General features: G+C 58.9%; 21 protein-coding genes and 3 tRNA genes. 23 read left to right on the forward strand and 1 reads right to left on the reverse strand.

What is annotated here, in order from left to right; translation table 11 throughout:
• Nucleotides 1-8: 8 nt before the first annotated feature.
• From QP400_RS04080 to QP400_RS04165, 18 genes are all read left to right on the forward strand, one after another.
• Nucleotides 9-593 (forward strand): NADH-quinone oxidoreductase subunit B, encoded by a 585-nt coding sequence (locus QP400_RS04080; RefSeq protein WP_004807354.1) that lies wholly within the window; start codon nt 9-11, stop codon nt 591-593.
• On the forward strand, nt 590-1,312 hold the full coding sequence (locus tag QP400_RS04085; protein WP_004807356.1) for an NADH-quinone oxidoreductase subunit C: 723 nt from the start codon (nt 590-592) through the stop codon (nt 1,310-1,312). Before QP400_RS04080 ends, QP400_RS04085 begins: the two co-directional genes overlap by 4 nt.
• The gene (locus tag QP400_RS04090; protein ID WP_004807357.1) at nt 1,312-2,679 is read left to right on the forward strand and encodes an NADH-quinone oxidoreductase subunit D; all 1,368 of its coding nucleotides are present in this window, start codon (nt 1,312-1,314) and stop codon (nt 2,677-2,679) included. Before QP400_RS04085 ends, QP400_RS04090 begins: the two co-directional genes overlap by 1 nt.
• On the forward strand, nt 2,679-3,410 hold the full coding sequence (gene nuoE, locus QP400_RS04095; RefSeq protein ID WP_004807359.1) for an NADH-quinone oxidoreductase subunit NuoE: 732 nt from the start codon (nt 2,679-2,681) through the stop codon (nt 3,408-3,410). Before QP400_RS04090 ends, nuoE begins: the two co-directional genes overlap by 1 nt.
• Nucleotides 3,407-4,705 carry an NADH-quinone oxidoreductase subunit NuoF gene (gene nuoF, locus QP400_RS04100; protein ID WP_004807360.1) on the forward strand — a complete coding sequence of 433 codons (1,299 nt, stop codon included), beginning with the start codon at nt 3,407-3,409 and terminating at the stop codon, nt 4,703-4,705. Before nuoE ends, nuoF begins: the two co-directional genes overlap by 4 nt.
• The gene (locus QP400_RS04105) at nt 4,702-7,266 is read left to right on the forward strand and encodes an NADH-quinone oxidoreductase subunit G (protein ID WP_004807362.1); all 2,565 of its coding nucleotides are present in this window, start codon (nt 4,702-4,704) and stop codon (nt 7,264-7,266) included. Before nuoF ends, QP400_RS04105 begins: the two co-directional genes overlap by 4 nt.
• An 11-nt stretch (nt 7,267-7,277) precedes the next feature.
• Entirely contained in the window at nt 7,278-8,585 is a 1,308-nt protein-coding gene (gene nuoH / locus QP400_RS04110; RefSeq protein WP_040315340.1) for an NADH-quinone oxidoreductase subunit NuoH, read from the forward strand.
• Nucleotides 8,569-9,234, forward strand: coding sequence for an NADH-quinone oxidoreductase subunit NuoI (gene nuoI, locus QP400_RS04115; protein ID WP_004807365.1), 666 nt, complete (start codon nt 8,569-8,571; stop codon nt 9,232-9,234). Before nuoH ends, nuoI begins: the two co-directional genes overlap by 17 nt.
• Nucleotides 9,231-10,202, forward strand: coding sequence for an NADH-quinone oxidoreductase subunit J (locus tag QP400_RS04120; RefSeq protein WP_004807368.1), 972 nt, complete (start codon nt 9,231-9,233; stop codon nt 10,200-10,202). Before nuoI ends, QP400_RS04120 begins: the two co-directional genes overlap by 4 nt.
• Entirely contained in the window at nt 10,199-10,498 is a 300-nt protein-coding gene (gene nuoK / locus QP400_RS04125) for an NADH-quinone oxidoreductase subunit NuoK (protein WP_004807370.1), read from the forward strand. The genes QP400_RS04120 and nuoK overlap by 4 nt, the downstream gene beginning before the upstream one ends.
• Before the next feature lie 13 nt (nt 10,499-10,511).
• Nucleotides 10,512-12,458 carry an NADH-quinone oxidoreductase subunit L gene (gene nuoL, locus QP400_RS04130; protein WP_004807371.1) on the forward strand — a complete coding sequence of 649 codons (1,947 nt, stop codon included), beginning with the start codon at nt 10,512-10,514 and terminating at the stop codon, nt 12,456-12,458.
• Between the two features lie 15 nt (nt 12,459-12,473).
• Nucleotides 12,474-14,009, forward strand: a complete 1,536-nt coding sequence (locus tag QP400_RS04135; RefSeq protein ID WP_004807373.1) for an NADH-quinone oxidoreductase subunit M — start codon at nt 12,474-12,476, stop codon at nt 14,007-14,009.
• Between the two features lies 1 nt (nt 14,010).
• On the forward strand, nt 14,011-15,570 hold the full coding sequence (nuoN, locus tag QP400_RS04140) for an NADH-quinone oxidoreductase subunit NuoN (RefSeq protein ID WP_004807375.1): 1,560 nt from the start codon (nt 14,011-14,013) through the stop codon (nt 15,568-15,570).
• Entirely contained in the window at nt 15,567-16,580 is a 1,014-nt protein-coding gene (locus tag QP400_RS04145) for a polyprenyl synthetase family protein (protein WP_004807377.1), read from the forward strand. Before nuoN ends, QP400_RS04145 begins: the two co-directional genes overlap by 4 nt.
• Before the next feature lie 114 nt (nt 16,581-16,694).
• Nucleotides 16,695-17,891, forward strand: coding sequence for an MFS transporter (locus QP400_RS04150; protein ID WP_082149271.1), 1,197 nt, complete (start codon nt 16,695-16,697; stop codon nt 17,889-17,891).
• Nucleotides 17,892-17,907: 16 nt separating this feature from the next.
• On the forward strand, nt 17,908-18,906 hold the full coding sequence (gene rarD / locus QP400_RS04155) for an EamA family transporter RarD (RefSeq protein WP_004807380.1): 999 nt from the start codon (nt 17,908-17,910) through the stop codon (nt 18,904-18,906).
• 27 nt (nt 18,907-18,933) lie between these two features.
• Nucleotides 18,934-19,149, forward strand: a complete 216-nt coding sequence (locus tag QP400_RS04160; protein ID WP_004807382.1) for a hypothetical protein — start codon at nt 18,934-18,936, stop codon at nt 19,147-19,149.
• Nucleotides 19,150-19,235: 86 nt separating this feature from the next.
• Nucleotides 19,236-20,678 (forward strand): FAD-dependent oxidoreductase, encoded by a 1,443-nt coding sequence (locus QP400_RS04165; protein ID WP_004807383.1) that lies wholly within the window; start codon nt 19,236-19,238, stop codon nt 20,676-20,678.
• 52 nt (nt 20,679-20,730) lie between these two features.
• On the opposite strand, the gene QP400_RS04170 is transcribed toward QP400_RS04165, so the two are convergent.
• A complete protein-coding gene (locus QP400_RS04170) occupies nt 20,731-21,228 on the reverse strand; it encodes a YajQ family cyclic di-GMP-binding protein (RefSeq protein WP_004807386.1) in 498 nt (165 codons plus the stop codon).
• A gap of 166 nt (nt 21,229-21,394) precedes the next feature.
• On the opposite strand from QP400_RS04170, the gene QP400_RS04175 reads away from it, so the two are divergent.
• The 5 genes from QP400_RS04175 (at nt 21,395) to QP400_RS04195 (ending at nt 23,301) form a co-directional block, all read left to right on the forward strand.
• A tRNA-Tyr gene (locus tag QP400_RS04175) sits at nt 21,395-21,477 on the forward strand.
• A gap of 91 nt (nt 21,478-21,568) precedes the next feature.
• Nucleotides 21,569-21,641, forward strand: a tRNA-Thr gene (locus QP400_RS04180).
• A 21-nt stretch (nt 21,642-21,662) separates the two neighbouring features.
• Nucleotides 21,663-21,736: transfer RNA gene (locus QP400_RS04185), tRNA-Met, on the forward strand.
• Nucleotides 21,737-21,788: 52 nt separating this feature from the next.
• Nucleotides 21,789-21,959, forward strand: coding sequence for a 50S ribosomal protein L33 (gene rpmG, locus QP400_RS04190; protein WP_004807388.1), 171 nt, complete (start codon nt 21,789-21,791; stop codon nt 21,957-21,959).
• A gap of 109 nt (nt 21,960-22,068) precedes the next feature.
• Nucleotides 22,069-23,301, forward strand: a complete 1,233-nt coding sequence (locus QP400_RS04195; RefSeq protein ID WP_004807389.1) for a UDP-N-acetylmuramate dehydrogenase — start codon at nt 22,069-22,071, stop codon at nt 23,299-23,301.
• Nucleotides 23,302-23,303: the final 2 nt, after the last annotated feature.

The following is a 23,303-nucleotide window of genomic DNA, read 5'->3' on the forward strand; positions in this document are numbered from 1 at the left end:
GGTTGAAAATGGCTGAAATTGGTGGCCGCCGCGAGCAGATGGAAAATGATCTGCCGAACGGTTTCGCAATTACCTCAATGGAGCGCCTGGTAGGCCTAGCCCGGAAAGCATCGGTATGGCCCGTCACTATGGGCCTCGCCTGCTGCGCGATTGAAATGATGTCTGCGGGCACCCCGCGCTACGACATCTCTAGGTTTGGCATGGAGGTCTTCCGTGCTTCGCCCCGCCACGCAGACCTAATGATCGTTTCTGGACGAGTAGCCCACAAGATGGCGCCTATTATTCGCAACGTCTACGATTCGATGCCCGAACCGAAGTGGGTTATCTCTATGGGCGCGTGTGCCTCCACCGGCGGCATGTTCAACAATTACGCGGTAATTCAGGGCTGCGACCACGTGGTTCCCGTGGATGTGTATTTGCCCGGCTGCCCGCCGCGGCCAGAGGCGCTGATCAATGCGATCTTGGTTCTTCACGATCAGATCCACTACCAGGAGCCGCTTACTGAGAAGCGTCGCCGCGAAGTAGCCCGGTTGGCCGAACAGGCCGCCCTCGAAGCTACCCCCACTCACATGCAGAAGGGACTGCTGGCATGAGCGAAAACAATATTGTTCCCTCCTCGGAGCAGGCAGGCGCAGAGCGCGCCAAGCCCGGTCCGGAACTGGTGGGCACCAGGCAGGGGTTATTCCACGTAGCCGACGCCGGCGACACCACCGGCTTTGGGGGCCTGGAACAGAAGATCTTCCTTCCCGGCGAATCTGCTCGGCCCTACGGTGGCTGGTTCGATGCCGCCGTCGACGCCCTTGAAGAAGACATCCGCGAGGCCGGACTGGAAGTTGGCAAGGTTATAGAGCGCGTTGTTGTCGATCGCGACGAACTGACCCTCTTCATCAGCAAGGAACACATCGTCCAGGTGTGCAAGATGTTGCGTGACGACCAGGATCTGCGCTTCGAAATGTGTCTAGGCGTCAACGGAGTGCACTACCCGGCCGATGCTGGCAGGGAACTACACGCCTGCTACATGCTCCTGTCCTTCACCCACGGCAGGCAGCTCCGTCTGGAAGTCACCTGCTCCGAAGAAGATCCGACCATCCCTTCGGTGGTTTCGGTGTACCCCGGCAACGACTGGCACGAGCGCGAAACTTGGGACCTTATGGGCATCGTGTTCACCGGTCACCCGTCTCTTACTCGCACGGCGCTGCCCGATGATTGGGTAGGTCATCCCCAGCGCAAGGATTATCCACTAGGCGGCATCCCGGTTCAGTACAAGGGCGCCACCGTTCCGCCCGCGGACGTACGGAGGTCTTACAACTAATGTCGCATTCAACACCTCTTTACCAGGCTGCTCCTCCCGTCATTGATGACGAGGAACTGCCAGAGTTCACTTCCTCTGGTGGCGACTGGGACGAAGTTACCCAGCAGATTGAACAGCAGTCTTTACACGAGAAGCTGGTAAACGAACGCATCGTTGTGAACCTAGGCCCGGTTCACCCCTCCACCCACGGGGTGCTTCGTCTGATCGTCGAAATTGATGGCGAGATCGTGCGCAAGGTACACGTGGGCACCGGATACCTACACACCGGCATCGAAAAGAACATGGAATACCGCACGTGGGCGCAAGGTTCCACCTTCTGCACGCGTATGGACTATGTGGCGTCGATGCTGAACGAGGCGGCCTATGTGATGGCGGTCGAAAAGCTGATGGGCATCACCGATCAAATTTCGGAGCGCGCCCGGTTAATTCGCGTGCTGATGATGGAGCTCACCCGAGCGGCCTCGCACATCGTGGCCATCGGCACTACCGGTAACGAGCTGGGTGGCACCACGCTAATGACCATCGCTTTCCGTGGCCGCGAAGAGATCTTCCGCATCTTCGAACGCGTCACCGGGTTGCGTATGAACAACGCGTATCTGCGCGTAGGCGGGGTGGCCCAGGACCTGCCCGCTGGTACTACAGAATATGTGCGCGATCAGCTTCCGAAGGTGCGCCGCGATCTTGGCGAGCTGGAAGACTTAATCATGGATAACCCGATTTTCAAGTCGCGTTTCCAGGGCGTTTCTTACATCTCCCCGGAGGCAATCTTCGCTATGGGCCTTACCGGTCCGTCCTTGCGCGCCGCAGGTTTTGCCTATGACGTGCGCAAAATGATGCCTTACAGCGGCTATGAAACGCTCGATTTTGATGTGTGCACGCAGGAAACCTCTGATGCCTACGGTCGTGTGCGCGTGCGTTTCGACGAGTGCTACCAGTCCTTCCGCATCATTGAGCAGGTGCTCGATCGGCTGGATCAGTGCGAGGGCGAGCGCGTGATGGTAGAGGACAAAGCAATTGCTTGGCCGTCGCAGCTCTCGGTGGCAGCCGATGGGCAGGGCAACTCGCTCGAGCACATCCGACACATCATGGGAACCTCCATGGAGGCTCTAATCCATCACTTCAAGCTGGTTACTGAGGGCTTCAAAGTCCCGGCTGGACAGGCCACCCAGATCATTGAACACGCGAAGGGCATCATGGGTTGCCACGTGGTTTCGAATGGCGGCACTCGCCCGTATAGAGTCCACTTCCGCGAACCCTCCTTCTCGAATCTGCAGTCACTTTCGTTGCTTGCCGAGGGCGGCATGATTTCCGACCTCATCGTTTCGCTGGCATCGCTAGATCCGGTATTGGGAGGGGTTGACCGCTAATGAGTAAGTATTCATCCGAGGTCGAAGAAAGGCTGCGGCGTGAGGCCCAGCAGATCATGGACCGTTACCCAAAGGGGCACCAGCAGTCGGCGTTGATCCCGATGCTGCACTTGGTTCAGTCCGAGGACGGGTTTGTTAGTGCCGATGGCATTGCTTTTTGCGCGCAGATGCTAGAGCTCTCGCGCAGCGAGGTTTCGGCGGTTGCCACCTTCTACACGCAGTTCAAGCGTCACCCTGCCGGCAAATATAACGTTGGCATTTGCACTAACGCTCTGTGCGCGGTGCTGGGCGGGGATGCCATTTACGAGGCGGTCTCGTCGCAGCTGGGAATCGGCACTGACGAGACTACTGAAGATGGAAAGATCACGTTGGAAGCAATCGAGTGTAATGCTGCTTGCGATTATGCTCCGGTGGTCATGGTCAATTGGGAGTTCTTCGACAACCAGACACCGCAGTCCGCATTGGACCTGGTTGAAGACATCAAGGCAGATCGACCGCTTCATCCCACTCGCGGCCCGGAGGTGTGCCCGACTTTCAAAGAGAACGAACACCTGTTGGCGGGGTTCTTGGATGGCCACCAGCACGAAGGTCCTTCGGCTGGGGAACCTTCCACGTTGGGCCTTCGCATTGCCCGGCAGAAGGGCTGGAAGGCGCCGGACAATCAGCAGGCAATTGCCGCTGCTGAGGCGGAGCGAGCCAAGGCTGAAAAAGAAGGGGAAGAGGACAAGTGAACGGCATAACCACTGACACTCTGACGCCTATCCTCACCGAACATTGGGGCGAGGACCGGTCGTGGACCCTTGAGCACTACCTGGCTCACGGGGGTTATGAGGGGCTGAAGAAGGCCCGGACAATGAAGCCCGAGGACGTGGTGAGCGCGGTAAAGTCCTCCGGTCTGGCCGGCCGTGGCGGCGCAGGCTTCCCGGCGGGCATGAAGTGGTCCTTCTTGCCTCCTGACGACGGCGGCCCGCGGTACCTAGTAGTAAACGGCGACGAATCGGAGCCGGGCACTTGCAAGGACATGCCGCAGATCATGGCCAATCCGCACTGTCTGGTAGAGGGCATGGCCATTACTTCCCATGCTATTGGGTGTAAGCAGGCCTTCTTGTACTTGCGTGGCGAGGTAGCCCATGTGTACCGGCGCATCCTGTCGGCGATTGCCGAGGCTGAAGCTGCCGGCATTCTTGGGGAGCTGAAGATCGTGGCGCACGCCGGTGCGGGCGCTTACATCTGCGGCGAGGAAACTGCGCTGTTGGATTCTTTGGAAGGAAGACGCGGTCACCCAAGGCTGAAGCCGCCCTTCCCGGCCGTTTCGGGCCTCTACTCGCGCCCGACTGTGGTGAACAATGTCGAGACCATCTCGCAGGTTCCCGGCGTCTTCAAGAACTCGGTTGACTGGTACGCCTGCATGGGCACCGAAAAGTCCCGTGGGCATGGCATCTTCTCGATCTCCGGGCACGTGAAGAACCCGGGCCAGTTTGAGGCTCCGCTGGGTATCACCATGCGCGAGATGCTAGAGATGTGCGGGGGAGTACGCGAGGGCCACGAACTGAAGTTCTGGGCCGTTGGCGGTTCTTCGGCTCCAATTTTCACGCCTGAACAGCTAGACGTGCCGTTGACCTACCAAGATGTGGCGGCTGCTGGTTCGATGCTGGCAACCCGTGCAATTCAGGTCTTTGACGAGACGGTATCTGTGGTTCGCGTAATCGCGCAGTGGATCGATTTCTACCAGCATGAATCTTGCGGTAAGTGCACGCCGTGTCGCGAGGGCACTTACTGGCTGAAGCAGATTATGCACCGCCTGTTGGAAGGCAAGGGGCGCCCCGGCGATATCGAGCTGATGGAAGACATCTGTTCAAACATCGGCGGTAGGTCTTTCTGCGCCCTCGGTGATGCGGCCGCTACCCCAATCCCGAAGTCCCTCAAGTACTTCCGGGAAGAATTCGAGGCCGGCTACCGCACTCCCGCCTGGGAGCTTTTCCCCTACGAAGCATCCACCAAGTTCAGTGAAGGAGGCGCCCGATGAGTGAAGCGAGCGAGTTGATCACTATCCAGATCGACGGGCAGAGCGTCGAAGTCCCCAAGGGGACGCTGATTATCAGGGCTGCTGAAAAACTTGGGATTCACATTCCTCGTTTCTGTGACCATCCGCTGCTAGACCCGGCTGGTGCCTGCCGGCAGTGTCTTGTAGAGGTGGCAATGCCGAACCGGTCTGGCGAAGTTTCAAAGATGCCTAAGCCGCAGCCGGCTTGCACCATGACGGTGGCTCCAAAAATGGAGGTTTTCACCCAGCGCACTTCTGACGTGGCCAAGAAGGCCCAGCACGGAATTATGGAGTTCCTGCTGATCAACCACCCCTTGGACTGTCCAATCTGCGATAAGGGCGGCGAGTGCCCATTGCAGAACCAGGCAATGTCGCATGGGCAAGGAGAATCGCGTTTCGGCGAAGCTAAGCGAACCTTCCCCAAGCCGGTGTCGCTGTCGTCTACTGTGTTGCTAGACCGCGACCGCTGTATTCTGTGCCAGCGCTGCGTCCGGTTCCAGAAGCAGATTGCGGGCGACCCGTTTATTGACTTGCAGGGGCGCGGCGGCGGTTCCTCCCCGCGCGATCACCATGTGTTCATGGGGGAGCAGATCGGCCGCTTTGATACCAAGAGCCTCGGCATCGCTTCCGAGGATTGCTGTGGTTCCACTGCTGCGAATGCTTCCAAGATTTCTGGTCCTAGCGGGCAGGCTGGTGCCGCCCAGGGCTTCCACACGGGTCAGATCGTACCGGCTGACGAAGATCAGTCGGGTCGCCGTTTCTCTAGTTACTTCGCCGGCAACGTCATCCAGATTTGCCCGGTGGGTGCGCTGACTTCTGCCACCTACCGGTTCAGGGCTCGCCCCTTCGACCTGGTTTCCACGCCAGCTGTTACCGAGCACGACGCTTCCGGTGCGGTCATCCGCAACGACGTAAGGCGCGGCAACATCGTCCGCCGCTTGGCGGGGCGCGATATGGACGTAAACGAGGAATGGATTTCTGACAAGGACCGTTTTGCCTACCAGTGGCAGTTTGGCGAGAACCGCCTGTCCATGCCGCTAGTGCGCGAGGACGGAAAGCTAGTTCCGACCTCGTGGGCAGATGCTTTCGACAGGGCCGCCCAAGGTTTGGCTAAGGCAAAGAACCCGGCATTGCTGCCAGGTGGCCGCCTGACCTTCGAGGATGCCTTCGCGTGGAGCAAATTCGCCCGCGTCGCACTGCGCACTAACAACGTTGATGCCCGATTCCGCACTACCGGGGCCGAAGAAGAAGCATTCTTGGCTTCCAGCATTGCGGGCAGCGGCCTGGACGTAACTTACGCCGACATCGACAAGTCCGAACAGGTGCTTCTTGTAGGGCTGGAGCCCGAAGATGAGTGCGCCACCTTGTTCCTGCGCTTGCGCAAGGCATCCCGCAAGGGACTGAAGGTCGCAACCGTGGCGCCGATCTTTACCAATGGCTCGGCCAAGATGGGGGCTGTGCACGTTCCTGCCGCTCCTGGCACGGAACCGGAAGTGCTTGCTTCTATACAGAAGGACGCGGAAGGTGACCAGTCGCATATCGCGGAAGGTCTTACTAATGGCGTCATCTTCGTAGGCGAACGCGCCGCCCAGGTTCCCGGATTGCTAACCGAAACCGTCAAATTGGCCGAACGTACCGGCGCAAAGCTTGCGTGGGTACCTCGCCGAGCCGGGGAAAGGGGCGCTTTGGAGGCTGGACTCGTGCCTTCGATGCTTCCCTTCGGACGCGCAGTCGCCGATCCGGCAGCGCGCGCTTCGCTAGAGCAGCTGTGGGATGAGGTACCGGCAGGTGAAGGCCTTGATTTGGCCGGAATCTTGCAGGGCGCATCGACCGGCGAGGTCGACGCCCTCGTAGTGGGCGGGGTAGATACCCGCGACCTGCCCGGCGATGCTTTGGCAGCCATCAAGAATGCCGGCTTCGTCGTAAGCCTCGAGGTGCTGCAGACTCCTGTTACCCAGATTGCCGACGTGGTTTTGCCCGTGGCACCGGTTGCCGAGAAGGCTGGCACGTTCATCAACTGGGAAGGTCGACTGCGGCCGTTCGGACAGGCACTGTCCACCCCTGCGATGAGCGATAGGGAAGTGCTAGACCAGTTGGCCACCGAGCTGGAACGGCCAATTGCTTTTGCTTCCCTGCGCGACGTGCACGCCGAAGCTAACCAGTTGATGAACTGGGAAGGCAAGAGGGCGCTGCGCCCGCATCAGGCGCCAGCGGCGCTGGCGGCTCCCGGTGCTGGTCAGGCCGTGCTGGCAACGCACAAGCCGCTGCTCGACCACGGTGTGCTGCTAACCGGCAACCCTGCCTTGGCAGGAAGCGCCCGCCGCTCTGTGGCATGGGTACCGAAGTCGTTCGGCATTGCCGAGGGCGCACGGGTAGACATCTCTACCGAAGCGGGAACCATCACCCTGCCAGCGCACGTGTGCGACATGGTTGATCGCGTGGTCTGGTTGCCGCAGTGCTCTGACCGCTCCCACGTATACGAAACCTTAGGCGTCGGAAGCGGCGCTGTAGTAAGCGTTACTGCCTCGGAGGTGACCCGGTGAACGCTCTAACAATGTTCTCGACGGCAGGCCATGAGGTCCAGCCGGCAGATTTTAGCCAAGAGACATGGTGGCTGACTCTTATCAAAGCGGTCTTCATCATTGTGTTCTTGCTGATCACAGTCATTATGGCGCTGTGGGTGGAAAGGCGTGGTCTTGCTCGCATGCAGACTCGTCCTGGCCCAAACGTCCACGGTCCGCTGGGCTTGCTCCAGGCAGTGGCAGACGCGGTGAAACTGCTAGTCAAGGAAGACTTCAATAAGCAGGGCGTGGATCGAATCCTGTATCTGGTTGGTCCGTTGGTTGCGGCATTTAGCGCCTTCATGGTGCTAGCGGTAATCCCGTTCGGCCCCAACGTGAATATTCTTGGCCACTCCACTCCGTTGCAGCTGATGGATCCGTCGATCGGCGGCCTTTACATTCTGGCCATTGCCTCATTGGGGGTGTACGGCATTATTCTGGGCGGCTGGTCTTCTAAGGGCACCCTGCCACTGCTAGGCGCAATGCGTTCGTCGGCTCAGGTCATCAGCTACGAACTAGGCATGGGCATGGCGATGGTGACGGTATTCATCGTCTCTGGTTCCATGCGCACCTCGCAGATCGTGGCGGCCCAATCGCCAGTGTGGTGGATCTTCGCCCTCATTCCGGCAGCATGCATCTATTTCATCTCCTCGGTTGCCGAGATCAACCGTCTGCCGTTCGACCTTCCCGAATGTGAGGGCGAGCTGGTAGCCGGCCACGAAACGGAATATTCCTCGATGAAGTTCGCCTGGTACTACCTGGCCGAATACATCAATATGTTCAACGTCTCGTGCGTGTTTACCACCCTGTTCCTGGGCGGTTGGCGATTCCCGTTCGGCGACCACATTCTTGGCGGCGTACTAAACACCGGCTTCTTCCCAATGATCTGGTTCATCACCAAGATGTGGGCCGTGGCCTTCTGCATCATTTGGGTTCGCGCAACTTTGGTGCGTGTGCGCTACGACCAGCTGATGAATCTGGGTTGGAAGGTGCTTCTGCCCATTTCGCTTGGTTGGCTAGTAATCGTGGCGCTGATGCGCGGAATCAGCTTGTACGCGAACGTCACCCTTACCCAGCTGCTCATCGGTATCGCCGTAATATTCCTGATCGCGCTGGTCATCATCGGATTTACCGGGCGCGAAAAGAGGGCGGATACCGGTCCCGAGAAGCCATTTGATCCGATGGCAGGAGGCTATCCGGTGCCGCCGCGCCTAGGCCAACAAATGCCTGTCAGCCCGCGTGCCGGTCGCGCAGAAGTAGCCCTTGCTACCGCAGGGAAGGAAGATGAACCCAGTGAGTAAACGAAATCCAACCCGCGAGGACATGCGTTACGAGCATGATCCTAAGGGCCCACTAGGGAAGCTGTTTTCGCCATGGGCAGGATTCGGAGTAACCATCTCCTCGTTCTTCCGCCCCACGGTAACGGAACAGTACCCATTCGAGGGACCTTATGTGCAACCTCGTTTCCACGGCAGGCACCGCCTAAATAGGTATGCCGACGGCCTAGAAAAGTGCATCGGTTGTGAATTGTGTGCATGGGCATGCCCAGCCGACGCCATCTTGGTCGAAGCCGCGGTAAACCGGCCCGACGCGCAGTATTCGCCCGGGGAACGCTATGGGCGCGTTTACCAGGTGAACTACCTCAGGTGCATTTTCTGCGGCTACTGCATAGAGGCATGCCCCACTCGAGCACTCACCATGAGTAATGACTTCGAGCTGGCAGAACAGCACCGCGATCGGTTGATCTACGAAAAGGATCAGCTGCTGGCTCCGATGCAGGAAGGCATGCTCGCTGCTCCGCACCCGATGGTCGAAGGTACTACCGACTCGGACTACTACAAGGGAGCCGTCTCCGGTCCGACTCAGGCACAGATCCAGTGGGTAGAGCAGAAGCGCCCTGACGATCCCACACTCAAGACTGCTAAGGCGGTAAAGGAGGAAGCACTGTGAACACGCTCTTACCGCTAGCGGCGCAGTCCATCAGCACCGGCGAGACGGTGATGTTTTGGGTTGCTGCACCACTGCTGGTGCTTGCGGCCCTAGGGGTGGCCCTATGTCGCAAGGCAGTCCACTCGGCAATTTGTATGGTGGCAGCAATGCTGATTCTGGCTTTGCTCTACATCGAGCAGGGCGGACTCTTCCTGGGTGTCGTCCAAGTAGTTGTCTACACGGGCGCAATCATGATGATGATCTTGTTCGTGGTCATGATGGTGGGCGTGTCGGCCTCCGATAACTACCGAAAGTCTACGGCTTCATTGAGGTGGTTCGCATACTTGGCCGGTGCAGTCCTAATTGCGCTACTCACTTGCGCGATCGTCGCCTCGAAACTTCCGGCGGTGGGCCATCTTGCCGATGCTAACGGAGCCGATAATCCGGTCGCGGTTGGCATCTCAATCTTTACCCAGCACACTCACACGTTGGTACTCGCCGACGTGCTGCTGATTACCGCGGTGGTTGGTTCGATGTTGCTGAACCACGCAGATCGACTGGCTCCCAAGGCAGACCAGCGGCACACGTTGGCAGCACGCTGGAACGCATGGCGTACCCGCGGCACCCACATCGGTCAGTTGCCCGCGCCTGGCGTTTACGCCTCCACTAACGCGGTGGACGTACCTGCGATCTCCGGTGAAACCGGCGAGCCCATTGAGGCGTCGGTATCGCGCGTGCTGCGTGCCCGTGGGGAAGCTAGGACCCTTTCAACTGTTGAACCTTCCGCCTCGACCGCGCTGCGCGAACAGCGGCACGGCGACAAGGCAAAGGGTCTGCACGGACGCGAAGCCACTCAGGCCGTGGGTCGCTCTGGAGCCTGGGGGATGCCTGGGCAGTCAGCTCCCACAGGTCTTATGCAGCCCGGTAAGCGCGAGGTCGAAAAGGCCCACTCGCAAACCGTCGAGGGAAAGGAAGGTGAAGACAAGTGAGTCTCACCAACTACATCGTCCTGGCGATAGTCCTATTTGCCATTGGCGCTGTCACCGTGCTTACTCGACGCACCGCACTGATCGCCCTCATGGGGGTCGAACTGATGCTCAATTCGGTGAATCTTATGCTCGTCACTTTTGCGCGCATGCACAACAACATCGAAGGCCAGACAATGGCGTTCTTCGTGATGGTTGTTGCTGCTGCCGAAGTAGTGGTCGGGTTGTCCATTGTCGTATCGATCTTCAAGACCAGGCGCACCACTTCCGTTGATGCGCTGAACTTGATGAAGAACTAGGAGGCTAGCTCAAATGAATGCTATGGCACCTGGGGTAGCCACCGGTGCGGCCGCCTACGCGTGGCTGATGATCGCGCTCCCGCTAGTGAGCGCCGGAGTCCTGCTGCTCCTAGGACGGGCAAGCGACCGCTGGGGGCACTGGATTGGCGTAGTTGCCTCCTGGGCTTCTTTCGTCGTCGGATTGCTCGTCATCTTGCAGCTGTACGGCATGGAACCTGGTTCGAGGGCGTTGCGCACGCACCTGTTTGAATGGGCGGGCCTCGGCTCCGACCACGCGATCGATCTGGGACTGCTTCTCGATCCGCTCTCGATGACCTTCGTAATGCTGGTGACTTTCGTCGGCTCGCTTATCCATGTCTACGCAGTGGCGTACATGGAACACGATGCTGACAGGCGCCGGTTCTTCGCCTACTTGAACTTCTTCATCGCGGCCATGCTCACCCTGGTGCTGGCCGATTCCTACCTGCTGCTGTTCTTCGGTTGGGAAGGCGTAGGCCTTGCCTCCTACTTGCTGATCGGCTTCTGGAACCACGTGCCGGAAAACGCCACTGCTGCGAAGAAGGCATTCGTCATGAACCGTGTTGGCGACATGGGCCTGCTGCTGGCAATGATGGCGATGTTCAAGGTAACCAACTCCTTTGCCTACTCCGACGTGCTGGGGGCTGCGGCCGACGGCTCGATGGGGCGGCACTGGGCAACCATTATCGGAATCTTCCTATTGGTAGCTGCCTGTGGTAAATCCGCGCAGTTCCCGTTGCAAGCATGGCTTGGCGACGCAATGGCCGGTCCGACACCGGTGTCTGCACTGATCCACGCCGCCACCATGGTGACCGCGGGCGTCTACCTGATGGTACGCTCGGGCGGTATTTACTCTGCAGCTCCTACAGCGCAGCTGCTGGTGGCAATCGTCGGGGCAATCACGTTGCTGTTCGGCGCCATCGTCGGTTGTGCCAAGGACGACATGAAGAAGGTGCTGGCCGCATCTACCATGTCCCAGATCGGTTACATGATGCTGGCCGCCGGGCTCGGCCCGATTGGCTGGGCCTTCGCAATCTTGCACCTGGTTGGTCACGGCTTCTTCAAGGCGCTGATGTTCCTGGGAGCCGGCTCGATCATGCACGCAATGAACGAACAGGTGAACATGAGGCGCTTTGGTGCCCTGTCTAAGGTCATGAAGGTAACCTGGCTGACCTTCATGATGGGGTGGCTGGCGATCCTCGGCATCCCGCCATTCACCGGTTTCTTCACCAAGGATCCGATTATCGAATCCGCCTTCGTGCCGGAAGCATTCGGCACCACTGGCGCCTGGATCTTCGGCCTCATTGCGTTGATTGGCGCGGGAATCACCGCCTTCTACATGTCCAGGCTGTTCTTCATGACATTCCACGGCAAGGCCCGGTGGACTACCGTCAACGACGGTGGCCAGGTGCACCCGCACGAATCCGGTCCGCTCATGACTGTGCCGATGATCATCCTGGCAATTTTCGCAATCGGATTTGGTATAGCGGTTGCTCCGACCGGATTCTTCGCCAAGTGGCTGGAACCGGTTACCGGGCACCACGCGCACGGTGAACCGGTAATTCCGGCGCTGGCAATTACCATCTGCACACTGGCAGTAGTACTAATCGGAGCTGTTCTGGCCTGGGTCAGGTACGGGCGCAACTCCGTTCCCAAGATTGCTCCGGCCGCCAACCCGATGGTGGTGGCTGCCCGCAACGATCTGTACCAAGACTCGATCAACGAATCGCTGTTCATGCACCCGGGCATCGCCCTCACCAAGGGCGTCACTCTTGCCGACAAGGGTGGCATCGACGGCATCGTGGGCGGACTCGGCAAGGGCTCGCTCGGGCTTGGCAATTTCATCCGCAGAATCCAAAACGGCCACATCCGCTCTTACGCGGCTTACATCGCCTTCGGTGTGCTGCTCGCGCTTGTCGCTGTGTTCGGAACCAGGCTCTGAGGCGGTAGGTAAGATATGCAAGTTATAAACGCAACGTTCCCGCTACTTACTCTGTTAGTAGCAATCCCCGCGCTCGCAGCCCTGCTGCTGTGGCTGGTGCCCTCCTTGCGAAAGAGCGGCAGACTGATTGGTGTGCTCACCTCCGGTGTAGTACTTATCGGTGCCATAGCCGCAGCCGCCAGTTTCGACTTTGGCAAGTCGGGCGCATACCAGTGGGCAGAAACCTACTCCTGGATTCAACAGCTGGGCGTTTCTTGGGCACTGGGCGTAAATGGGCTCGGCCTGGTAATGGTCCTGCTGTCGGCCCTGCTCACCCTGCTGGTGATCCTCGCTTCCGGCAACGAAGGAGGCTTCTACAACTCCTCCGAATCCTCCGAGGGCGGATACATCGCCCTCATCCTGGCTACGGAAGCTTTCATGGTGCTGATATTCAGCGCTCGCGACGTGTTCCTGTTCTACCTGGCATTCGAGGCCATGCTGATCCCGGTCTACTTCATGATTGGTAGGTATGGTCGGGGCGGACGGGCCGCAGCCCTGAAGTTCCTGCTGTACTCGTTGGCAGGCGGATTGGTCATGCTAGCCGGCGTAATCGGCCTGTACGTGGTGGCTCCGAATGGGCGCGGTACCTTCCTTATCGAGAACCTGGCCGGACAGCTGCACACTAGTGCGGGTGTCGAGATGGCACTATTCTTGAGCTTCTTCGCCGCGTTTGCTGTGAAGGCTCCAATGGTTCCCGTCCACACCTGGCTACCCGATGCAGCAGAAGTGGCCCGCCCGGGCACCTCGACACTGCTAGTTGGCGTCCTGGACAAGATCGGTACCTTCGGAATGATCACCATGTGTCTGGCAATCTTCCCGGGAGCTTCTCACAGAGCAGCGCTACCGATCGTAATCGTTGCGGTCATCTCGGTGCTGTGGGGCGGAATTGCCGCGATCGGGCAAAAGGACCTGATGCGACTGATTTCCTTCACCTCGGTGTCCCACTTCGGGCTGATGGTTATGGCCATCTTCATTGGTAACCAGACCGCCTTAATCGGCGCCATGGTGTACATGGTCGCCCACGGCCTATCTATCGCGGGCATGTTCCTGATCTCGGGCTTCATGACCCAGCAGGCACACACCCAGAAGATCGCCGAATTTGGTGGGTTGCAGCGGATCACCCCCGTGCTCGCAGGCACGTGGCTGATCTCGGCCTTGGCCGCCATCGCGTTGCCCGGCCTATCGGGCTTCCCCGCAGAATTCATGGTCTTCGTAGGCACCTACAAGGTGCAGCCGGTGATTGCCTTCTTCGCAGTATTCGGCGTGATCTTGGCAGTGCTTTACGCGCTGATTCCATACCAGCGAATCTTCACCGGCCCGCCGAACCCGGAACGCAAATCCATGGTCGATCTGACCGGATCGCAAAAGTGCGTAGTCGGTGTTTTGATTGCCGCCATGCTCGTACTTGGGTTCTTCCCCAAGGGCGTTACCACCATGGTCGAACCCACTGCCTCCCAGGTTGTGCCTGCTCCAGTGCAGGTAGGCGCCGGGGCAGATACGGAAGGGAAGTAACATGCAAGCAACCCAGTTCAGTCAGTGGCTAATCTTGTCCCCGCTAATGGTGCTGTTGGCAGGGGCCATTGTTGGTGTGCTTATTGAAGCATTCGTTCCCGCCGGCGCAAGGCGCAAGGTGCAGGTGGTGTGGTCCGTGATCTCGGTCCTAGCGGCTGCAGTAGCCCTAACCATCGTCGGCATCGAAACCTACGGCAAGATGCCCCAGACGGTTGGCGCGGGCGAATACAACGCGGACGGGCTCACCTTCGGCGCCCAGGCCATCATGCTGATTATCGGCCTGCTTTCCATCTTGGTGATGGCCGATCAAACAGAGCACGGGGACGGCTCGTTCGCGGGCCAGCCCGCGGATGTACCCGGTTCCAGGGCAGAAGAGATGACCCAGCACCTTGGCTACCAGCGTTCCGAGATGTTCCCGCTAGCACTGTTCAGCCTCATTGGCCTAATGGTGTTCCCGGCAGCGAACTCGCTGCTCACCCTGTTCATTGCTCTTGAGGCATTCTCGCTGCCGTTCTACATCCTTTGTGCCACCGCAAGGCGCAGGAGGCGTATCAGCCAGGAATCGGCTATCAAGTACTTCGTCTTGGGAGCCTTCTCTTCAGGCTTCTTCCTGATGGGCGAAGCAATGCTCTTCGGCTACTCCGGCACCTTGACACTGAGCGACATTGCCAAGGCGGTCTCCTCTAAGGGAGGCAACCTTGACTGGCTACTTCTTGCCGGCGTAGTGCTGATGACGGTAGGCCTCCTATTCAAGGTCGGAGCGGCTCCGTTCCACGCCTGGACCCCAGACGTCTACCAGGGCGCGCCAACCCCAATCTCGGGATTCATGGCTGCCGGAGTGAAGGCAGCGGCGTTCCTGGCAATGGCACGCTTCTACTTCACTGTGGCAGGGCAGCTGGGATGGAACCTCGTGATCTTCATGTGGATTGTGGCAATCCTGACCATGTTCGTCGGCACCTTCTGGGGCCTGGTACAGGAAGACATCAAGCGGATGCTTGCCTTCTCGTCCATCGCTCACGCAGGCTTTATTTTGATCGCCGTGATTGCAATGGATAACCAGTCCACCTCGGCCATCATGTTCTACCTGCTGTCCTACGCGATCGCGACCGTTGGTGCCTTTGCCGCCATCACGCTCGTTCGCCAGACGGATGCCGAGGGCAACATCCTTGGCGAAGCTAACCAGATCGACGCGTGGGCCGGGCTGGGACGCAAGTCTCCGCTACTGGCAGGGTGCATGTTGGTGTTCCTGCTTTCGTTCGCAGGCATCCCGCTAACTGCCGGATTCATCGGTAAGTTCGTCCTGTTTGCAACCGGCTTGAGGGCCGGGCTGTGGCCACTCGTGGTAATCGCAGTTGCAGCATCCGCAATCACCGCCTTCTACTACTTCAACCTGGCCCGCACCATGTTCATGGACGAGCCAGCCAGCACTTCGAAGGCAGTGAAATCGCAGGGTATTACCATGCCAGTAGTGGTCATCTGTGCCATTTTGACCGTGCTACTTGGCGTTCTCCCCGCGCCGGTCCTGAATTTCCTGACAAATGCGACTATCTTCGTTCCGTGAGCCAAACTGCAGTAACACTAAAATCAGCTGACTTGCAGAGCGAATTAGAAGAAGCTCTGGAAGAGGTCGAGCGTCGCCTCCGCGATTCTGTCGTGGGGGCACGCGGCCTAGTTGACGACCTGACCGCACATCTGATGGCAGCCGGGGGCAAGCGCATGCGCCCGATGCTGGTACTCCTCTGCGCCCAACTAGGGTCGCCTTCGCGCCGCAGCGCGAACGACGTGCTAGACGCAGCAGTAGTGGTAGAGCTGACCCACCTGGCAACGCTGTACCACGACGATGTGATGGACTCGGCGCCCTCAAGAAGGGGAGCGCCTGCGGCACAGCGCATCTGGGGCAACAACCGCGCCATCCTGGCCGGAGACGTGCTCTTCTCCAGGGCATCGCGGCGAGTAGCGAAGCTCGGCCCCGAGGCAGTGGCACAACACGCCACTACCTTTGAGAGACTGTGCATGGGCCAGTTGAACGAAACCTTCGGTCCCGCCGAGGACGAGGACGCGGTTGCGTTCTATCTGCAAGTTCTTGCCGATAAGACCGGGTCACTAGTGGCCCAGTCTGCCCGCTACGGTGCGGAAATGAGTGGGGCAGGACCCGAGGTTGCCAACTATGTTGCCGAGTACGGCGAAAAGGTGGGCGTAGCCTTCCAGATAGCCGATGACGTGATTGATTTGGCCTCTGACCCGAAGACCTCTGGAAAGACGCCCGGTACCGATTTGCGCGAGGGCGTGGACACGCTGCCCACTCTGCTGTTGAAGGCCCAGGCTGCCAACGGTGAGATTGACGAGGCCGGAGAGCGCATTCTGCACCTGCTGGAGCAGGATCTGAGCGACGACGCCGCCCTCGCTGAAGTGGTGTCCGCGCTGCGTGAGCACCCCGTGCTGGAACAGACTCGGCAGATGGCCAGGGAATGGGCGGCCGAAGCAAAACAGATCCTGGACGCGCTTCCCAAATCTGATGCGCATGCAGCGCTGTGCGAGTTTGCCGATCTGCTAGTAGATCGCATGTCGTAGCAGGATAGCTAAACCCGTTAGACAGAGGCGCCGGCAACGGTGCCTCTGTCTGTTAAGCCTCAAATAGCTTCCTCGCCTTGGAATTCATATGTGAATCCCTATACTGGGCAGGGTATGAGTAAATCGAATCTTTCCCCCAGACTATTTACCCCATCGTTCATAGCCCTTACCTTTTCGTCATTCTGTGTAATGTCGACCATGTACTTCCTAATGGCTACGATGGTGGGCTACGCTGCCGCCGAATTTGGGGCAGGTTCCTCGGCTGCTGGACTAACGTCCGGCATTTTTATTTTTGGAGGCTGCTTCGGCCGCATCATTGCGGGTCGAGCCCTGGAGAGATTCGGCGAGCGCGGCCCTGCAGCCGTCTCCTTTGCCCTGTTCGTGCTGAGCGCCGGGGCATATTTTTTGGCGTCCTCGCTAATGTCTTTGCTGATAATTAGGCTGATCCACGGTGTTTGCTTCGGCGTCACCGCTACGATACTTGCCGGCGCTGCCATGCGCACTGTCCCGGCAGCAAGACGCGGCGAAGGTTCGGGCTGGTTTTCTACGGGAACCTCCCTTGCCACAGGTGTCGCCCCGTTCGTAGGGATGCTGCTAGCTAGTATGAAGAACGGGTACCAGATCCAATTCGCCGTATCCACGGGGATCGCTGCAGCCGCGACTATCTTGGCGCTGGGCTGCTGGAAACACCTTTCTGTAGCTGAGCCGCGCAACAAGGTTTCTACAGAGCACGGGATCAACAAGTGGGTAGCACCGAAGGCGCTGCCGATCGCACTGGTGATTTCCTGTTGCTCCGCTCCGTACGGTTTCCTGCTTTCCTTCCTGCAGCCGTATTCCGAGCAGCGCGGCCTGGAAGGGCCGGCCCGCTGGTATTTCGTGGTCTATGCGATCGTGATCCTGCTGTCGCGTCCTATAGGCGGAGTAATGCAAGACTGCCGTGGCGACGACGTGGTAATCATCCCCACCCTGGTGTGCTTTACCTGCGGCTACCTGCTATCTGCCAACGCTACCAGCGGGCTGACGTTGCTGATAGGAGCCGGGCTGCTGGGGCTGGGCTACGGCACCGGCATCTCGGCATGCCAAGCCACCGCGGTGGCAAAGACCGCCCAGCGGCGGGCGGGCATGGCAGTGTCTAGCTATTACCTGCTGGTCGACCTGGCTACGGGCGTCGGCCCCTTTATAATCGGTGGCCTGGTTAGCATACTGGGATACCACCTGACTTTCTCAGTTGCTGGCTTCCTCGCCCTCGTTGGCCTTGCCTTGTACCTAACATGGGCGCGAGGCATCCCAGATGCAAAAAACGTTCTCTAACCGGAAGAAAAGGTAAATGTCCGAGCAAGTTCGGCAAATCGACAAAACAGGCTACCTGGTAGGAATAGCCGCCTACATAATTTGGGGAATGTTCCCCTTGTATTTTATCTGGCTGGCGCAGGCCGATGCTGTAGAGGTCGTATTCTACAGGGCGGTCTGGGGCCTGGTTGCGGTGATGGCATTCCTAGCAGTTACCCGCAAGATGGGGGATTTGCGGAGGACCTTGCGAAATAAGAGGACGGTGCTCACCCTTGCAATTGCCGGTCTGCTGGTAGCAGGAAACTGGACCATCTACGTCTACGCGGTGAATTCCGGTAGAACCGTAGATGCCGCCCTCGGCTACTTCATCAACCCCATCATGACCGTGGCTCTGGGAATTATTGTGCTGCAGGAAAAGGTCTCGAAACTGCAGGGTGCGGCTATCGCCTGCGGCATGCTGTCCATCATCGTGATGGTCGTGGGCATGGGCTACCTACCGTGGATCGCCATTGCCCTGCCACTCTGCTTTGCCTTCTATTCGCTGGCCAAGAAACAGGTAGCTACCTCCGCCCCGCCGGTAGCAGGCATGGTTATAGAGACAGCCGCAATAGTGCCGCCACTGGGACTGTACGTGTGGTACCTGGCAGCGCAGAGCAAAGACGTATTCGCAAAGATTCACGCCGCTGGCGGGGGAGCGACCGAAGTGTGGATCATGATCGCCCTCCTGGCCGGTAGCGGCATCGTCACCATCGTGCCGCAAACCATGTTCGCGTGGGTATCTACCCGCCTGCCCTTAGGCGTGCTGGGGATGATCCAATATTTCTCGCCCGTCATGCAGCTGATCATTGGCGTGTTCATCTTCCATGAGCACATGCCGCTGGCCAGGTGGATCGGTACTGGAATCGTCTGGATTGCCCTGATCTTCCTAACTGCAGACATGATGGTGGCTTCCCGCCGCACCAACCGGATGCTGGCAGCAGCCACGCGGGGAACCGCTCCGGACACTAAAGGTGGGAAGGGCAATCTGGCGCACTGACCGGTAGGGTAGAGCGCGGGAGGAAAAATGGGTAGTTTTGGGCGCAGGCCGGCATTCATACTATTTTGCGTAGCGATAGGGCTGTTCCTACTCGCCAAAATCAGCCAGGCTTACATCAATCACACCCTGGCAGTTGTTTGTGGCGTCGCCGCCCTCGTTGCTGCCGTGGCAGGGTTGCTCATGGCGATCTTCTGGAGACCTCCCACCGATCCAGATCAACTGTGGTGGTCACGTCGTGGCTAAGCCCACTATTGGTACATTCGGCCCCATTAGTGCACTAAACTGACGAATTAGTGAAATAAGCAAGACATATCTATCGAAAGGCTCGTATGAGTGAGCGTCCGCTAAGCGTTGCTGTAATTGGCGCCGGCCCGGCCGGCATCTATGCCTCTGACATCCTGGCCAAGTCCGGGTTAGACGTACAGATCGACTTGTTTGAACGCCTTCCCGCCCCCTACGGGCTGGTTCGCTACGGGGTGGCTCCTGACCACCCGCGCATCAAGCAGATCATCCTGGCTCTGTTCCGGATTCTGCAGCGGGGAGACATTCGCATGTTCGCCAACGTCAACATTGGCGAGGACGTAACCGTGCAGGACCTGCAGGAACACTACGACGCGGTGATCATGGCTACCGGTTCTGACCGCGATCGCCCGCTGGATATTCCCGGCGTGGATCTGCCGCAGTCCTATGGTGCCGCAGATTTTGTGTCCTGGTATGACGGCAATCCGGATTACCCGCGCCAGTGGCCGCTTGAGGCCGAAGAGATCGCGGTCATCGGTGTTGGCAACGTCGCCCTCGACGTGGCTCGCGTGCTTGCCAAGCATGCCGAGGACATGCTGGTAACCGAGATCCCCGAAAATGTTTATGAGGGGCTGAAGAAGAACCCGGTCAAGACTGTGCACGTGTTTGGGCGGCGCGGTCCCGCGCAGGTGAAGTTCACTCCTTTGGAGCTGCGCGAGCTGGGCAAGCAGCCTGACGTGGACGTGATTGTTGACGAGAAGGACTTTGACTTCGACGAGGGCTCGCAGCAGCAGTTGAAGGCCTCTAACCAGGCCCGCCAGGTGGTAAAGACCCTTACTAACTACGCGATGACGGATCCATCGGAGCATACCGCTTCCAGGCGCATCCACATTCACCTGTTCGAAGCCCCCTCCGAGATTCTGGCGGACGAGGACGGCAACGTGAAGGCGTTCCGTACCGAACGTACCAAGTTGAACGGCGACGGCACGGTGTCGGGCACTGGCGAATTCACCGACTGGCCGGTCCAGGCCGTATACCGGGCAGTGGGCTACTTCTCTTCCCCGATCGAGGGGCTGCCCTTCGATCAGGTGCGCGGGATTATTCCGAACGTGGAAGGGCGCGTCATTGGAGCCGACGGGCAGGCGCTGCCGGGCATTTACGCTACCGGTTGGGTAAAGCGTGGCCCGGTTGGGCTGATCGGTTCCACCAAGTCGGATGCGCAACAGACCATCTCGCATCTTGTGGAAGATTTCAACGAGGGCAAGCTGCATGCCGGAGACGAGAAGGCGGTTGGCCATGACGCCATGGTGCACCTGCTCGAGGACCGCAATGTCCGCTTCACCACCTGGCAGGGCTGGGAGCTGCTGAACGCTTACGAGGAGCAGCTAGGCAAGGACTTTGGCGAAGTCGAGGGCGGCAGGGGAGCGCGTGAACGCGTCAAGGTCGTCTCTAGGGAAGCTATGACCCGCATTTCGCGCGATGAGCTCTCGAAGGACGAGGTGCTAGATCTGATCGGCGATATCGACAAGTAACACCAGATAGCGTAAAGAACAGGCCTGGGCAGTGACCCGGGCCTGTTCTGTTTTATCGGTAGTTCACGAACTGCAGTGCAACTTCAACGTCGGCTCCTTTTAGGAGCGCGATGGTTGCCTGGAGGTCGTCACGAGACTTCGAGGAAACGCGAAGCTCGTCACTTTGGATCTGGGCCTTTACGGATTTGGGGCCCTCGTCGCGGATTAGCTTTGACAGCTTCTTAGCAACGTCCTGGGGGATGCCTTCGCGAAGTGAGCCGGTGAGCCGGTAGATCTTTCCGGACGGTTTTGCTTCCTTGTCGCCAAAGTCGACTGCCTTGAGCGAGACGCCGCGGCGGAACAGCTTCGACTCTAGAATGTCGATGATCGCAGCTACTCGCTCGGCGGTATTTGCTTCCAGGGTGATCGTGTCCCCATTCAGCTTCACGAGGGCGTCCACGCCCCTAAAGTCGTAGCGGTTTGCCACCTCTTTTGCGCACTGGTTGACCGCGTTATCTACTTCCTGTCGGTCTACCTTTGAGACCACATCAAATGAGGACTGACCAGCCATAACTTCCTCCTAATCTAGCTGTAAGATAAGCCTAGTTTTGAACTGCAAATTACCCTTTTATTTCGACAGTGGCAACTGTCACGTCCTGGAGATTAGCGTTTAGGGGTTTAACTTTGCTATTCTTTCGGGGCACCGTTCGTTACGGCGCAAGCGTGAAAATCGCTTCGGCGGGTTACCAAAGCGGCCAAATGGACCTGACTGTAAATCAGATGGCTTTCGCCTTCGGGGGTTCGAATCCCTCACCCGCCACGGTCAGTAGCTAGCTGCTGATTTGTGTGACGAGCCTCGCAAGGCCCGGTCTTGCTCTTGCAAGGTTGGCAGGCTAAGCTTGTTCACTGTTGCCCCGATAGCTCAGGCGGTAGAGCGCATCCTTGGTAAGGATGAGGTCACGAGTTCAAATCTCGTTCGGGGCTCAGGTTCTTTTTAGAACCAGTGGCGAGGTAGCTCAGCCGGTCAGAGCGCACGACTCATAATCGTGAGGTCGGGAGTTCGAGTCTCCCCCTCGCTACTATAAAAGTTAGCCATCCGCTCCGGCGGTCAAGCGAAAAGAGGAATGAATCGTGGCAAGCAAGTCATCGGACGTGCGCCCTAAGATCACTCTGGCCTGCACGGAGTGTAAAGAGCGCAACTACATCACCAAGAAGAACCGTCGTAACACGCCGGATCGCCTAGAACTTTCCAAGTTCTGCCCGCGTTGCCGCAAGGCCACTACGCACCGCGAAACGCGCTAAGTAAAAAGCTTTTCAGAAACTCCTCGCCGATTCGGCGAGGAGTTTTTGCATTGGTGAGCAGGCGCCCATGGGGTGCGATGCTGCCGGTTTATCCCTGTAAGGTTGAAGCATGGAATTTGTTGATTCGTGTGGCCCCATCCCATCTGTTCAAGAAACGGAGCGCCCTGCTCCTGTGCCATGGTGCGCAGCTGGTAGGCAGAAGGCGGTTGAGGCGGGCAGTGCTGCCCTAGCAGACCTAACGACAATGGGCGTTGGCGGGCCTATCGCCGAACTGGTGGTCGCGGACACCGAAGAACAGATAATAGACACTGTGCAGGCGGCTGACGCTGCCGAACAGCCGTTGCTCGTTGTTGGGGGCGGTTCGAATATTGTTGCCGGCGATGAGCCCTTTGAGGGAGTTGTCCTGATTGATGATCGCCGTGGCATTACCGTGCCGGACGAATCTGCTTGCGGTGGTGCCACCGTTTCGGTGGTCGGCGGTCACCCGTGGGACGACTTTGTCTGCGAGGCCGTTTCGCGGGGTTGGGCTGGCGCAGAAGCCATGTCGGGCATCCCCGGCTCAGTAGGAGCAGCTCCAGTGCAAAATATTGGCGCCTACGGGGCAGAGGCAGCGGACATCCTGGCCTTGGTAACCGTGTGGGATCGTGCCCGCAGTGTCCGCCGGGTGCTGCCGCTAGCTGACCTAAAGTTGGGCTACCGTACTTCGGTGCTGAAGCGTTCCCTAACCGATCCTGAGGCCGGAGGAGGGCGCACCTGGGGCCCCACTGGCCGGTACGTGGTCTTAGAGGTGCAATTCCAGATGCAGCATGCCACCCGTTCCGCGCCGATCCGCTATGGCCAGCTTGCTGGACACCTGGGGGTCGAGGTCGGAGACCGGGTGCCGGCGATTCGCTTGCGGGAAGCAGTGCTGGAGTTGCGCCGTTCCAAGGGGATGGTGCTAGATCCTGCGGACCCGGATTCCGTAAGTGCAGGGTCGTTCTTTACCAACCCGATTATGTCTGCCGAGCAGGCGAAGACGCTGCCAGAAGAAGCGCCGCGTTTTGCTGTGCAGGACCATTCTTTGATTAGCCCTGTCAGCGGGCAGGGGCCAACTGTGGAAGGGCTGGTCAAGTCCTCGGCGGCTTGGCTCATTGACCACGCTGGAGTGGCGAAGGGAAGTGTAGCCCCCGGTTCTAATGGCAGGGCAGCTATCTCTAGCAAACACGTATTGGCCCTAACTAACCGCGGGGGCGCGACGGGAGCAGATATTGCCCGTCTCAGCGAGTACGTGCGCGACCAGGTCCGCAAGACCTACGGCGTTAACTTGGTGCCGGAACCGGTTGCTGTTGGAGTAGACCTGTAGTT

It is taken from the genome of Winkia sp. UMB3158, assembly GCF_030217145.1.
Lineage (GTDB): Bacteria > Actinomycetota > Actinomycetes > Actinomycetales > Actinomycetaceae > Winkia > Winkia anitrata.

What these genes read in the sequence shown, in the direction of transcription:
- QP400_RS04080 (WP_004807354.1), top strand. Translation starts at nt 9, where the DNA reads ATGGCTGAAATTGGTGGCCGCCGCGAGCAGATGGAAAATGATCTGCCG.
- QP400_RS04085 (WP_004807356.1), top strand. Translation starts at nt 590, where the DNA reads ATGAGCGAAAACAATATTGTTCCCTCCTCGGAGCAGGCAGGCGCAGAG.
- QP400_RS04090 (WP_004807357.1), top strand. Translation starts at nt 1,312, where the DNA reads ATGTCGCATTCAACACCTCTTTACCAGGCTGCTCCTCCCGTCATTGAT.
- nuoE (WP_004807359.1), top strand. Translation starts at nt 2,679, where the DNA reads ATGAGTAAGTATTCATCCGAGGTCGAAGAAAGGCTGCGGCGTGAGGCC.
- QP400_RS04105 (WP_004807362.1), top strand. Translation starts at nt 4,702, where the DNA reads ATGAGTGAAGCGAGCGAGTTGATCACTATCCAGATCGACGGGCAGAGC.
- nuoH (WP_040315340.1), top strand. Translation starts at nt 7,278, where the DNA reads ATGTTCTCGACGGCAGGCCATGAGGTCCAGCCGGCAGATTTTAGCCAA.
- nuoI (WP_004807365.1), top strand. Translation starts at nt 8,569, where the DNA reads ATGAACCCAGTGAGTAAACGAAATCCAACCCGCGAGGACATGCGTTAC.
- nuoL (WP_004807371.1), top strand. Translation starts at nt 10,512, where the DNA reads ATGAATGCTATGGCACCTGGGGTAGCCACCGGTGCGGCCGCCTACGCG.
- QP400_RS04135 (WP_004807373.1), top strand. Translation starts at nt 12,474, where the DNA reads ATGCAAGTTATAAACGCAACGTTCCCGCTACTTACTCTGTTAGTAGCA.
- nuoN (WP_004807375.1), top strand. Translation starts at nt 14,011, where the DNA reads ATGCAAGCAACCCAGTTCAGTCAGTGGCTAATCTTGTCCCCGCTAATG.
- QP400_RS04150 (WP_082149271.1), top strand. Translation starts at nt 16,695, where the DNA reads ATGAGTAAATCGAATCTTTCCCCCAGACTATTTACCCCATCGTTCATA.
- rarD (WP_004807380.1), top strand. Translation starts at nt 17,908, where the DNA reads ATGTCCGAGCAAGTTCGGCAAATCGACAAAACAGGCTACCTGGTAGGA.
- QP400_RS04160 (WP_004807382.1), top strand. Translation starts at nt 18,934, where the DNA reads ATGGGTAGTTTTGGGCGCAGGCCGGCATTCATACTATTTTGCGTAGCG.
- QP400_RS04165 (WP_004807383.1), top strand. Translation starts at nt 19,236, where the DNA reads ATGAGTGAGCGTCCGCTAAGCGTTGCTGTAATTGGCGCCGGCCCGGCC.
- QP400_RS04170 (WP_004807386.1), bottom strand. Translation starts at nt 21,228, where the DNA reads ATGGCTGGTCAGTCCTCATTTGATGTGGTCTCAAAGGTAGACCGACAG.
- QP400_RS04195 (WP_004807389.1), top strand. Translation starts at nt 22,069, where the DNA reads ATGGAATTTGTTGATTCGTGTGGCCCCATCCCATCTGTTCAAGAAACG.